Source organism: Streptomyces sp. cg40, assembly GCF_050320165.1.
Classification (GTDB): Bacteria; Actinomycetota; Actinomycetes; order Streptomycetales; family Streptomycetaceae; genus Streptomyces; species Streptomyces hokutonensis.
Map to the genome: position 1 here is coordinate 4,355,936 of NZ_CP190128.1, position 12,030 is coordinate 4,367,965.

Annotated in this window: 9 protein-coding genes; 2 read left to right on the top strand and 7 right to left on the bottom strand. The window is 72.9% G+C overall.

The window, feature by feature from the left end:
* The first annotated feature begins 228 nt into the window (after positions 1-228).
* Positions 229-1,014 carry a hypothetical protein gene (locus ACQHII_RS19170; protein WP_427920446.1) on the top strand — a complete coding sequence of 262 codons (786 nt, stop codon included), beginning with the start codon at positions 229-231 and terminating at the stop codon, positions 1,012-1,014.
* Positions 1,015-1,027: 13 nt separating this feature from the next.
* On the opposite strand, the gene ACQHII_RS19175 is transcribed toward ACQHII_RS19170, so the two are convergent.
* Positions 1,028-2,764: a DUF6350 family protein gene (locus ACQHII_RS19175; RefSeq protein WP_427920447.1), complete on the bottom strand. Its 1,737-nt coding sequence runs from the start codon at positions 2,762-2,764 to the stop codon at positions 1,028-1,030.
* Between the two features lie 96 nt (positions 2,765-2,860).
* Here ACQHII_RS19175 and ACQHII_RS19180 point away from each other — a divergent pair, with 96 nt between their 5' ends.
* Positions 2,861-3,997, top strand: coding sequence for a helix-turn-helix domain-containing protein (locus ACQHII_RS19180; RefSeq protein ID WP_427920448.1), 1,137 nt, complete (start codon positions 2,861-2,863; stop codon positions 3,995-3,997).
* A gap of 179 nt (positions 3,998-4,176) precedes the next feature.
* Here the strand turns inward: ACQHII_RS19180 and sucD are convergent, their stop codons facing one another.
* From sucD to ACQHII_RS19210, 6 genes are all read right to left on the bottom strand, one after another.
* On the bottom strand, positions 4,177-5,061 hold the full coding sequence (gene sucD, locus ACQHII_RS19185) for a succinate--CoA ligase subunit alpha (RefSeq protein ID WP_019066811.1): 885 nt from the start codon (positions 5,059-5,061) through the stop codon (positions 4,177-4,179).
* A gap of 21 nt (positions 5,062-5,082) precedes the next feature.
* Positions 5,083-6,261: an ADP-forming succinate--CoA ligase subunit beta gene (gene sucC, locus ACQHII_RS19190; RefSeq protein WP_019066810.1), complete on the bottom strand. Its 1,179-nt coding sequence runs from the start codon at positions 6,259-6,261 to the stop codon at positions 5,083-5,085.
* A 374-nt stretch (positions 6,262-6,635) separates the two neighbouring features.
* Positions 6,636-6,845 (bottom strand): hypothetical protein, encoded by a 210-nt coding sequence (locus tag ACQHII_RS19195; RefSeq protein ID WP_427920449.1) that lies wholly within the window; start codon positions 6,843-6,845, stop codon positions 6,636-6,638.
* A 79-nt stretch (positions 6,846-6,924) separates the two neighbouring features.
* Complete coding sequence (locus tag ACQHII_RS19200) at positions 6,925-7,752, bottom strand: hypothetical protein (protein WP_427920450.1); 828 nt, start codon at positions 7,750-7,752, stop codon at positions 6,925-6,927.
* A gap of 82 nt (positions 7,753-7,834) precedes the next feature.
* Entirely contained in the window at positions 7,835-8,962 is a 1,128-nt protein-coding gene (locus tag ACQHII_RS19205) for a VWA domain-containing protein (RefSeq protein ID WP_427925355.1), read from the bottom strand.
* A gap of 637 nt (positions 8,963-9,599) precedes the next feature.
* Positions 9,600-12,005: a DUF5682 family protein gene (locus tag ACQHII_RS19210; RefSeq protein ID WP_427920451.1), complete on the bottom strand. Its 2,406-nt coding sequence runs from the start codon at positions 12,003-12,005 to the stop codon at positions 9,600-9,602.
* Between the last annotated feature and the right edge of the window lie 25 nt (positions 12,006-12,030).

A 12,030-nucleotide genomic window follows, 5' to 3' on the forward strand; every position in this document is an offset into this window, starting at 1 on the left:
CGTGCATTCATACGAATGCTTCGCGCCCCGGGATACGGGGAAGTCTACGAAGCGGCCGACCGTCAGCAACGATACCGGCACACCGGACAGCCCCCACGGGACGGGGGCGTGGCCGGAAGGTAGCGTCTGGGGAGAGCGGGTTCGGGAACGCGGTTGTCGTGCGACGCGTTCACGAAGTGACAGCTCATGTCGGAGAGACGTATTCAACAAGGGGAAGACGCTCACTTGATGCCGGACCGCAGTCCCCGACTCCTCGCGTTCCCCCCGCAGTCGTTGCAGGGAGGGGAGCGCGGCACCGTGCTGCTCCGGGAGCGGCCCTCGTCGCCGCCGGACGCGCCCTCGGAGGGACAGAGCGGTGCGGGGCAGGACGACAACCCGTTCGCCCCGCCGCCCGAGGGCACCCCGGACCGGCCGTGGCAGCCGCGGCGCCCGGAGGGCGGCGACAGCGACGCCTCGAAGGGGGACGGCGGTCGTTCGCCGTGGGGCAGTCAGTGGAGCGACCGGCAGCCCGGGCGTTCCCAGGGCGGCTTCGGCGACCGGCCCGGCGGCCAGGGCGGACCCGGCGGCGGCCCCGAGGGCCCGAGCGGTCCCGGCCCCGGCCAGGGCATGCGCTGGGACCCGACGGACCCGGCCCAGCGGCGCGCCCGCTACGCCCTGCTGAGCGGCATGTGGGCCTTCTTCTTCGCCCTCTTCAGCTGGCCGTACGTGGCCCTGCTGCTCGGCGCGCTGGCCCTCTACTGGGGCGGCAGCGCCCTGCGCGCCAAGCCCCGCCCCGGCGACCCGGACACCCCGGCCGCGCCCGAGCCGGCGGGCCGCCCCCAGACGACGGCAGCGGTGAGCGGCCTGGTCACCGCGTCCCTCGCCATCGCCCTGGTCGCCGCGATGTTCGTCGCGCAGCTGGCCTACAAGGACTTCTACACCTGCACGAACGACGCCCTGACGAACGAGGCGAAGCAGTCCTGCAACCAGCTCCTGCCGAAGGATCTGCGGGGCTTGCTGGGAACCGCCAACTGACGGACGGCGCCGGTCAGTTCGGCCCGGACCCGTCCGTGGGTTCCGGGCGTTCCGGCTGTTCCGGTGGAGTCGCCGCCTCCCGCAGAGCCGCCCAGCGGGCCTCGCGGGAGGCGTCGTCGTACCAGGGGGTGGGCGAGGGCCCCGACGGGACGTCGGCGGGCAGGAAGTCGTACGGATCGAACGTCGGATCGTGGTCGTAGGCGATGTACGGCTGGTCGACGGGAGGCTGGACCGGTACGGGAACAGGTACGGGCGTGGCCTTCGGCCTGCGGGTGAACCGACCCCGGGCGGCGGTGAACGGCTTCAGGAGGCGGCGTCCCGGCGGAGCGTCCGGCGCCTCCTCGGACGCGTCCTCCCGCGGCTTCCCGATCATCGGCTTCGGCACCCTGGGTTCCCGCAGTCGCCACGCCCGCAGCCCCGTCGCCGTGGGCACCGCGACCACCGCGAGCCACGCCAGCGCCGCTCCCCCGGTCTGCCACCACACCGGCCCGAACCGCGCGAGCGCGGCACCCCCGAGCGGACCACCCGACAACTCCGCGAACAGCGCCAGCGCCACGGCGCACAGGGCGGCGGCGAGCAGCGCGGTGGCGGCGGTACGGCCCTGCGGCCAGGGCGACGACGCCGGACCGCCCGCGCTCCCCGACTTCGTCAACTGGCCCTCGCCGTCGCCCCGTTGCCCCACCGCGACCCGCGCCACGAACCACCCGGCCAGCAACCCGGCGGTCAGCGGCACCAGCCCCGCGAGCCAGTTCAGCGGGGTTCCGGCGCCCGCGTCCGGGACCGCCGCGAGGAGCGGGAACGGCGGGAGCAGCGGGGCCGGGGCCGAGGAGAGGGGGTCCACCGTGTGGCGGGCGCCGAGCGCGAAGCCGGGGCCGAGGGCGTAGGCCGCCGACCAGACCGCCGCGTTCGGGATCAGCGCGAGGCAGAGCAGCAGCACGGCGAACCGGCCCGACAGCGCCTCCGTCAGCCGCAGGAACGAGGTCTGCGCCGCGCCGCCGTGCCACACCAGGGACGCCGTGAGCAGCAGCGCGCCGCCCCCGACGAACACCGCCGTGCCGATACCGGCGGCGCGCACCGCGGTGCCGATCCGGGCCCGGGACTCGCGGGCCTCCGGGCCGAGGACCAGGCGCCGCAGCCCGGCCGGCAGCAGGACCAGCACGCTCAGCACGGGTTCACGCGGGCGCCCGTACGCCGTCCAGACGCCGGAACCTGCCGCGCCCGCCGCGAGCAGCGGGAGGCACACCGCCGTCCAGCTCCAGGAGGGGGAGAGTTCGCCGCCGGACGCGTAGAGCCCGGCGCCGGTGCCGACGGCGAGGTAGCCGAGGGCGACGCCGGTCCAGGCGGTGCGGGCCGGGACCGGCGGGATGTCGGTGTCCTCGTCGGCTCCGCCCAGCACGGCGTCCCGGGCCGCCCGGTGCAGCAGCCAGACCGGCAGGACGAGGAGGAGCAGCGGGGTAACGCCGACGGGGGCGGGGATTCCGGAGAGGGTGTCGGTGCGGACCAGTTCGACGCCGTGTGCGAGGAGCCAGAGCGCGGCGGCCATGTGCAGGGCGCCGCCGGGTCCGCTGTCCGGGTACGGCGAGCTGATCCACAGCACCATCACGAGCACGGCGAAGGAACCGAGACCGAGCCCCGCCGCGACCGCGCCACCCAAGAGGCTGGCGGCCAGTCCGGGGGATCGGTCGCGCATCCGGGTGAGGAGGGGCGACAACGACGGTCGGCGGTGGGTCATCGGCATCACGACCGCCATGCTCCCAACGACACGCGCTTTCTCGTCGTAACAGGCGAACCTCCGAAGTGTCGCTCAATATATATTTATGTACTTTTTCGTACGAAGGGGCATCCGGTGACGCAGACCCCTGCAACCCCGCTCCCGCCGCCCAAGGAACGCCGACGGCTGCGCGAGGCCGCGTCCCTGACGCAGGCTCAGCTCGCGGAGCGGGTGGGCGTCAGCCGCGCGACGGTACGCGCGTGGGAGACCGGCCGCACCTCACCGCGCGGCCGGAAACGGGACGCGTACGCGCAGTTGCTCAACGACCTGGCCGAGGACTCCCCCGCGGTGGAAGAGACGGAGGCAGCGGTGGAAACCCTCGCCGCAGTGGTGCCGGAGGCTCAACCGGAGCCGCCGCACACCGACATCGTCGTCGTCGAGATCCCCGTACCGCACACCGAGCCGGCGCCCGCCCCCCTGACCCCCGCTCAGGCCTTCGACGCGCTCTACGCGTTCTGCGCGCCCTCCCTCGTACGGCAGGCCTATCTGCTGACCGGGCGGCGCGAGTTGGCGCGGGAGTCGGTCGAGCGCGCCTTCCAGACCGCATGGCAGCGCTGGCCCGAGGTGGCAGTCGACCGCGATCCGGCCGGCTGGGTGCGCTCGGCCGCGTACGAGTACGCGCTCTCCCCCTGGCACCGCTTCCGCCCCAGATACCGCCACCCGGAACCCCCGCCCCCGGCCCCCGCCGACCGCGCCCTGCTCACCGCACTCCTCCGCCTCCCCCCGTCGTACCGCCGCACCCTCCTCCTCTACGACGGTGTCGGGCTCGGTCTCGCGGAGATGGCGGCGGAGACGGAGGCGAGCACGCCGGCCGCGGCCAACCGGCTGCTGCACGCGCGCGAGGCGCTGGCCGCGCAGCTCCCCGAGCTGTCCGACCCCACCGAACTGAACCGGCGGCTGACCGAACTGGCCTCCACGGGGCGGTTGCACGCGGCGAAGCCGCCGGTGGTTCGTTTCGTGGGTGAACGCCGAACCGTGTTCTGGACCCGGGCGGCGATCGCGTTCACCGTCACGATCATCGGCGCGACGACGCTCACGGTGCGGACGGCTCCGACACACTACGAGCCGCCGGTTCCTTTGGGTCAGCGGGTGGAGGGGGTGCCGGCGCGGGCTGTTCAGGGGGCGTTGTCGGCGGAGGAGGTGGCGCTGAGGGATCGGCTGCGTAGCGGGATGACCGCTGGGCCGGAAAGGCTGCTTCCGTTGAGTCGATAAGTGCGGGCCGGTGGGGGCTGGTCGCGCAGTTCCCCGCGCCCCTGAAACGCACGGTGCCTTTAGCGTTTTTAGGGGCGCGGGGAACTGCGCGAGCAACCATGACGCACCCGCACCCGACAACGCACCGATGGGCTCGCTCCAACCCACGGAGCGAGCCCATCGACGTGCAGCTACGTAACTCAGCCGGCCAGAATCTCGCGCGCCAGCTTCGCCGTCTCCGTCGGCGTCTTGCCGACCTTGACGCCGGCGGCCTCAAGGGCCTCCTTCTTCGCGGCAGCCGTGCCGGAGGAGCCGGAGACGATGGCGCCGGCGTGGCCCATCGTCTTGCCCTCGGGCGCGGTGAAGCCCGCGACGTAACCGACGACCGGCTTCGTGACGTTCTTCGCGATGAAGTCCGCCGCACGCTCCTCGGCGTCGCCGCCGATCTCACCGATCATCACGATCAGGTCGGTGTCGGGGTCAGCCTCGAACGCGGCGAGCGCGTCGATGTGCGTGGTGCCGATGACCGGGTCGCCACCGATGCCGACGGCGGACGAGAAGCCGATGTCACGGAGCTCGTACATCATCTGGTACGTCAGCGTGCCGGACTTCGAGACCAGGCCGATACGGCCCGGCTTGGTGATGTCGCCCGGGATGATGCCGGCGTTCGACTGGCCCGGGGTGATGAGACCGGGGCAGTTCGGGCCGATGATCCGGGTCTTGTTGCCCTTCGCGACCGCGTACGCGTAGAACGCGGCCGAGTCGTGGACGGCGATGCCCTCGGTGATGACGACCGCGAGCGGGATCTCGGCGTCGATCGCCTCGACGACGGCGGCCTTGGAGAAGGCCGGCGGTACGAAGAGGACGGATACGTTCGCACCCGTCTTCTCGATCGCCTCGGCGACCGTGCCGAAGACCGGGATCTCGGTGCCGTCGACGTCGACGGACGTGCCGGCCTTACGGGGGTTGACGCCACCGACGATGTTGGTGCCGTCCGCCAGCATGAGCTTGGTGTGCTTCATGCCCGTGGAGCCGGTCATGCCCTGGACGATGACCTTGCTGTCCTTGGTGAGGAAGATAGCCATGGCTGTTTTGTCCCTCGTCCCTTACTTCGCAGCCGCGAGCTCGGCGGCCTTGTCGGCCGCGCCGTCCATGGTGTCCACGCGCTGGACCAGCGGGTGGTTGGCGTCGGAGAGGATCTTGCGACCCAGCTCGGCGTTGTTGCCGTCGAGGCGGACGACGAGGGGCTTGGTGACTTCCTCGCCCTTGTCCGCGAGCAGCTGCAGCGCCTGCACGATGCCGTTGGCGACCTCGTCGCACGCGGTGATGCCGCCGAAGACGTTGACGAAGACCGACTTGACGTCGGGGTCGCCCAGGATGATCTCCAGGCCGTTCGCCATCACGGCCGCGGACGCGCCGCCGCCGATGTCGAGGAAGTTGGCCGGCTTCACGCCGCCGTGGTTCTCACCGGCGTACGCGACGACGTCCAGGGTGCTCATGACGAGACCCGCGCCGTTGCCGATGATGCCGACCTCGCCGTCGAGCTTGACGTAGTTGAGGTTCTTCGCCTTGGCGGCGGCCTCGAGCGGGTTGGCGGAGTCGTGGTCGACCAGCGCCTCGTGCTCCGGCTGACGGAACTCGGCGTTCTCGTCCAGCGAGACCTTGCCGTCGAGGGCGATGACACGGCCGTCGGCGACCTTGGCGAGCGGGTTGACCTCGACGAGGAGGGCGTCCTCCTTGACGAAGGTGTCCCACAGGGTCACCAGGATCTCGGCGACCTGCTCGGCGACGTCGGCCGGGAACTTGGCCTGCGCGACGATCTCGCGGGCCTTCTCGATGCTCACGCCCTCGTTGGCGTTGACCGGGACCTTCGCGAGGGCCTCGGGGTTCTCCTCCGCGACGACCTCGATCTCCACGCCGCCCTGGACGGACGCCATGGCGAGGAAGGTGCGGTTGGTGCGGTCGAGGAGGTACGAGACGTAGTACTCCTCGACGATCTCGGGCGCGGTCTCGGCGATCATCACCTTGTGGACCGTGTGGCCCTTGATGTCCATGCCGAGAATGTCCGTCGCACGCGCGACGGCCTCGTCCGGGGTGGCGGCGAGCTTCACGCCACCGGCCTTGCCACGGCCGCCGACCTTCACCTGGGCCTTGACGACGGACTTGCCGCCGAGCCGCTCTGTGGCTGCGCGGGCCGCCTCAGGCGTGTCGATGACTTCACCGGCCAGCACCGGTACATCGTGCTTGGCGAAGAGGTCCCTCGCCTGATACTCGAACAGGTCCACGCGCTTCCGTCCTCAGTGATCTCGCGGTTCGTTGGATGCGTGGGCGTGCCGCGAAGGGCAACGTGACGTCCGCTGTCACAAGGGAGGCGCACACGGTGACCGAGCGCGCGGCATGTCCGTCTCGCAGGTTATCGCTGCTTTCGGAGGGCCCCTAAATCGAGGGTCACACCTGAGCGGTGATACCTGTCACATGATGCCGGAATCGGTGACACGGAGTGCCGCGGACGGGGCGTACGGGCGGTCGCTCAGGCGGGTCGTCTCGGGCGGGGTCCCGCCGGGTTGGGGTTGGCCCGGCGGGACCCCATACCGCGAAGCGCGCCCCCGGACAGACCGACGGCATTCGGCCGTCCGGGGTCACTGCCTCACGGAGTCTGTTACTCCCAGTGCCGGACGGTCCGGGTGCACACAATGTGTGCGGCGCGCGCGGTCCGCGCGGCCCGCGCGCCCTGGATGGCCGCGGCGGCCCTCACCCGGGACCCTCGCGGGACGGAGACCACGGCATCGACGAGACGTCGCCGGACTTCGGCCGGGGTGATGTCGGTGCTTGTGGTCGCGCTCATGGTCGTGCTCGTGCTGTGGCTCATCGGTACGTCGGTTCCTCAGGCGTTCCAGAAAAGGAGACATGGCGACATTCCGGGCAGACCAACTGCCCGAAGAGCCTGCCTAGCCTGGGAAGACGGGAACGTCCCGGTACCTGTCCCGGGTCTCCGCGGCGTCCGCACGCGCGTCGGCACCGGGCACGAACCGCACGAACACCCGGTTGTCCAAGGTCACGGCCTGCGCGTCACAGTGCCGCGAGGTGCCGCCGTCCACGGCCTGCTGGTCGCGCGAGGCGCCGTCCGGGTCACCGCTGGGTGCCTGGCGCGCCGGAGCATGCCTGACGGACGGCACATGACGTACGACCGCACGCCCTACGGCGCCGATCTCGTCGGCGCCGACGAGCGGCCCGTACGTCACGCCTGTCTCCACGGCCGCCTCAGCGGGCCGCGCCGTCGAACGATGCCCGCCACCCGAAGGCCGCGGGGCCGACCGGACGGGCGTCGGCACCGCCACCGGCGCGGTGTGCGCCGGAGGCTCCTGCACCGGGGGCACGGGCTGACTCGGCACTACGGGGACCGGGGGCAAGGTGGGCAGCGAAGGCAAGGTGGGTAAAGAAGGCGCCTCGGCCAGCACCGCGGTCACCGTCTTCGTCACCACGTCGGTCACGGGCCGCACGACCCGCTCCACGGTGTCCGAGACCGGAGCCGGCACGGGAGCGAGAACAGGAACCTGAACCGGAACCCGAACCGGTTTCACCACCACCGGAAGCCCCGGCCCGCCGAGACTCACCGGCTTACCCGGAATCCCGTCGGCCGCCTGCGCCTGTCCCCCGCACAGCAAGCCGAGCACGAACAACCCGCCCACCAGCAAGGCCAGTTGAAGAGCACGCCGCCCAACCGCCGTACGCATCACGCGCAGGGCGGCACCGGGTATCGCGGCGGGCCAGATCATGAGGCGACGATCCTCGCACGGGCCGCCCGAGGACGCGCAACCCCCCTGCCCCTCAAGCCCGTTGTCGCCCCGGGCCCGTTCGTCAGGCCGTGTCGGGTATCGGCAACGGCCGCTTCTCGATCGCCGCCGCCATCACCTCCGGGAAGAGGTCGGGCGTACAGGCGAAGGCCGGCGCCCCCAACGCGGCCAGCGCTGCGGCGTGTTCGCGGTCGTACGCCGGCGCCCCCTCGTCGGACAGCGCGAGCAGCGTCACGAACTGCACCCCCGACGCCTTCATCGCCGCGACCCGCTTGAGCATCTCGTTCCGTATGCCCCCTTCGTAGAGGTCGCTGATCAGCACGACCACCGTCTCCGCGGGGCGGGTGATCTGCGACTGGCAGTACGCGAGCGCCCTGTTGATGTCCGTACCGCCGCCGAGCTGGGTCCCGAAGAGCACGTCCACCGGGTCGTCGAGCTGGTCGGTGAGGTCGACGACCGCCGTGTCGAAGACGACGAGCCGGGTGTCGATCGACCGCATGGACGCCAGCACCGCCCCGAACACGGACGCGTAGACGACGGACGCGGCCATCGACCCGGACTGGTCGATGCAGAGGACGACCTCCTTCTTCACGGACTGGGACGCCCGCCCGTATCCGATCAGCCGCTCCGGCACGACCGTCCGGTACTCCGGCAGGTAGTGCTTGAGGTTGGCCGCGATCGTGCGGTTCCAGTCGATGTCGTGGTGGCGCGGCCGGTTGATACGGGCGCTGCGGTCGAGGGCGCCGGTGAGGGTGGCCCGGGTGCGGGTGGCGAGCCGCTTCTCCAGGTCCTCGACGACCTTGCGCACCACCATCCGTGCCGTCTCCTTCGTGGTCTCCGGCATCGCCTTGTTGAGGGAGAGCAGCGTGCCGACCAGGTGCACATCCGCCTCCACCGCTTCCAGCATCTCCGGTTCGAGCAGCAGCGCGGACAGCCCGAGCCGGTCGATGGCATCGCGCTGCATGACCTGGACGACGGAGGAGGGGAAGTACGTGCGGATGTCCCCGAGCCAGCGCGCGACGGACGGCGCCGACGCCCCGAGCCCCGCCGAACGGTCCTTCCCCGGCCGCTCCTTGTCCCCCCTGCCGTACAGCGCGGCCAGCGCCCCGTCCATCGCGGCGTCCCGCCCGGACAACGCACACCCGGTGCCGTCGGCCGCGTCACCCCCGAGCACGAGCCGCCACCGCCGCAGGCGCTCCTGCCCCGGGTCCGGGGCCGGGGCCGGATCCGGACCCGGCCCCGGCCCCGCGACTCCGCCGGCGCGGCCTGCGCGGCCGGTCCCAGCCACCCCGTTCACCGTCACCGCCGTCGCCCCCGTCACGCCGGTCGCCCCCATCTGGCCGGTCGCCCTCGCCGCGCCAGTCGTCCCCGCCGCGCCGGCTGCCCCCGTCCCGCCGATCGTCCCCGTTCCGCCAGTCGTCCCCGCCGCGCCGGCTACCCCCATCCCGCCGATCGACCCCATCCCGCCAGTCGTCCCCGCCGCGCCGGCTACCCCCATCCCGCCGATCGACCCCATCCCGCCAGTCGTCCCCGCCGCGCCAGCTGCCCCCGTCCCGCCGATCGTCCCCGTCCCGCCGATCGTCTCTGTCACGCCGACTGCTCCCGTCCCGCCTGCTGCCCCGCGCGCTGTCGCCCCCGCCCCACCAGTCGCGCCAGTCGCCGTAGCACCATTCGCCGTCATCCGCGCACCCCCGCACGCAGCCCTTCCCACAGCGGCACGACCCGCACGGCAGTCGGCGGACGACCCTCGGTGCGCCGCCCGGCGCCCGCAGACTGAGCCCGCTCCCCCGGCCTCTTCGTGTCCTTCCTACCGCTGCTCGCCGTCTTCATCACGCCACCCCCACAAGCTCGTTGTCGCTGTTCCCCACCATGTCGTCCAGCCCCAGCATCAGCCGCAGCACCGGCACCACCGCGTCCGCCCGCCCGGCATCCACCTCCGCGCCGAACCCGGATATCCCGACCGCCGCCGCCACCGCGCCCGCCTGCTTCCCGGGCCCGCGGCGCACCAGCTCGCCGAGCGTTCTGCGCACCCCCGGCTCGTACGCCGAGAACGTGCGCCGCAGCAGCGGCAGTACGTCCGTGAACGCCTCCGCCGACACCCCGGCCAGCCACGCGTCCACCAGAGCGAGCAGCCGCTCGTCGTGCACCAGGAGCAGCCCGCCCCCGCCTCCGACGAAGCCCTCGATCCACGCCGCCGCGTCCGCCGGCGGTGTCCCGGGCGAGAGCACCAGCCCCATCAGCTGGGCCGCCTCGTCCGGCCCCAACTCCCCGCCGTCCAGCAGAAGTCGTACGGCACGGCCCCGGATGACGCCCGGCACGGTGTCCCGCGCGGAGAGCGTCCGAAGCACCGCACGCCAGCGACGACGCAGGTCGCCGTGGCCTAGGGCGGTGGCATCGCCGTGGCCGGGGACTTCACCCCGGCCAGCCCCACCGACCTCCCCCAGCAGTGCCACCGCCCCGTGCACCGCGTCCACATGGCGTCGCATTTCGTCCGCCGCGTCCGCGTCGAGGGCCGTGCAGGCCGGGGGCAGGCCGACGAAGATCCGCTCGGCGAGGCCGGCGGCGACCTCCGTCAGCGCGCCGGTGTCGGTGCCGCGTACGTCGCCGTAGCGCAGCGAACGGACCAGGGCGGGCAGCGCCTGGGCGAGGTGGCCGACGTCGGTGTCGAGGGCGGCGCGGTCGGCGAGGACGCGCATCACCACGGGGAGCGCGTCCGGGAGTTCGGCCAGCAGGCAGTGCTCGGCGAGTGCGGTGACGTCGGAGAGGCCCTGTGCCGCGACGGCGTCCGCCTCCGCCTTGGCGTTGGCCGCGGCGAGCACGGTGGTGCCCCAGACGCCCGCCTCGGCGACCCGCACCGCCAGCTCCGGTTCCCAGCGCAGCCGCCACGTCTCCCGGAACGTACCCGTGCTCCCCCGCGAGGCGACCGGCTCGCCCCACTCGACACCCAGCAGCCGCAGCCGGTGCAGCAGTCTGCTGCGCGCGGCGTCGGTCTCCTTGCGCAGGTCGAGCTCCAACTCCCGCTCCAGCGCCTCCGGTTTGATCCGCAGCCTGCGCTGCTGCCGGTCGAGGTCGCGCTGCAACGGCACGGCGGGGGCGCCCGGCGGCACCTCGCCCAGCACGTCCCCGACGACGAGCCGGTCACGCACCAGGGACAGCGGGACGTCCGAGCCCTCGCACATCACCGCGCGTACCGCGTCGGTCGTCTCGCCGAGCCCCGGCAACGGCCGGCCGCGCATCACCGCGAGGGTCTCCGCCAGCCGTACCGCCTCGATGACATGGGCCGGGGAGACGATGCGGTCCTCCTCCCGCAGCAGCCCCGCGACCTTGGTCATCCACCGCTCGACCGGCCGGTCCGGCGCCGCGAAGAGATGGCCGTACCAGCCCGGCGAGTCGATGCCCGCGCCGTATCCGCCGGCCCGGGACAGCCGGCGGTGCGTCCACGGCACCCAGGTCAGCTCGGCCTTGACCTTGGGCAGCCCCTTCAGCAGGGCACGGTCCGCCGCGACAGCCGCCCGCTGCCGCAGCGCGGGCACATGCCAGGCCCCGCACACCACGGCCACGCAGTCCTCGAACTCCCGCTGTGCCGCGCGCACTTGGAGCCGCATGTACGCCTCGCGGACCAGGTCCCGGTCGTGGCCGCCGACACCGTACGTCTCGCGCAGCGCCCCCATGGCCTCCTCCAGCGCGGTGAACGGCGCGAACGGGTCCCGGTCCCCCACACCCCGGTGCTCGACGACGTCCTCCCACCAGCGCTCGGGGTCGTCGTACCCCGCGGTCTCGGCGAGCACGGCGAGGGGGTCGACGCGGATGTCGGGGCCGGAGGGAGTCTCCGGGTCCGTGGGGCTCTCTTCCTGCTCCTCGCCCGTGGGTTTGTCCTCCCTCCCCCATGCCAGCGTGTGCGCGGCCGGGAGGTCGATGAAGCGGGCCGGCACCCCGTGCTCCAGGGCCCAGCGGATCGCGACCCATTCCGGGGAGAACTCGGCCAGCGGCCAGAAGGCCGAACGGCCGGGCTCGTCCACGGCGTGGGCGAGCAGCGCGACCGGCGGTCGCATGTCCTCCTCGGCGGCCAGCGGGATCAGCGCGTCGGCCTCGGGCGGCCCCTCGATCAGTACGACCCTCGGCCGGGCCGCCGCCAGCGCCGCCCGCACGGCCCGCGCGGAACCGGGCCCGTGGTGCCGCACCCCGAGCAGCAGCGGTCCGACGCCCGGACCACCGACCCCCTCAGTACCCGTCACTTCGTCCCCCTCGCCTCCGGATCAG

What these genes read in the sequence shown, in the direction of transcription:
- ACQHII_RS19195 (WP_427920449.1), bottom strand. Translation starts at nt 6,845, where the DNA reads ATGAGCCACAGCACGAGCACGACCATGAGCGCGACCACAAGCACCGAC.
- sucD (WP_019066811.1), bottom strand. Translation starts at nt 5,061, where the DNA reads ATGGCTATCTTCCTCACCAAGGACAGCAAGGTCATCGTCCAGGGCATG.
- ACQHII_RS19175 (WP_427920447.1), bottom strand. Translation starts at nt 2,764, where the DNA reads ATGGCGGTCGTGATGCCGATGACCCACCGCCGACCGTCGTTGTCGCCC.
- ACQHII_RS19170 (WP_427920446.1), top strand. Translation starts at nt 229, where the DNA reads ATGCCGGACCGCAGTCCCCGACTCCTCGCGTTCCCCCCGCAGTCGTTG.
- ACQHII_RS19200 (WP_427920450.1), bottom strand. Translation starts at nt 7,752, where the DNA reads ATGATCTGGCCCGCCGCGATACCCGGTGCCGCCCTGCGCGTGATGCGT.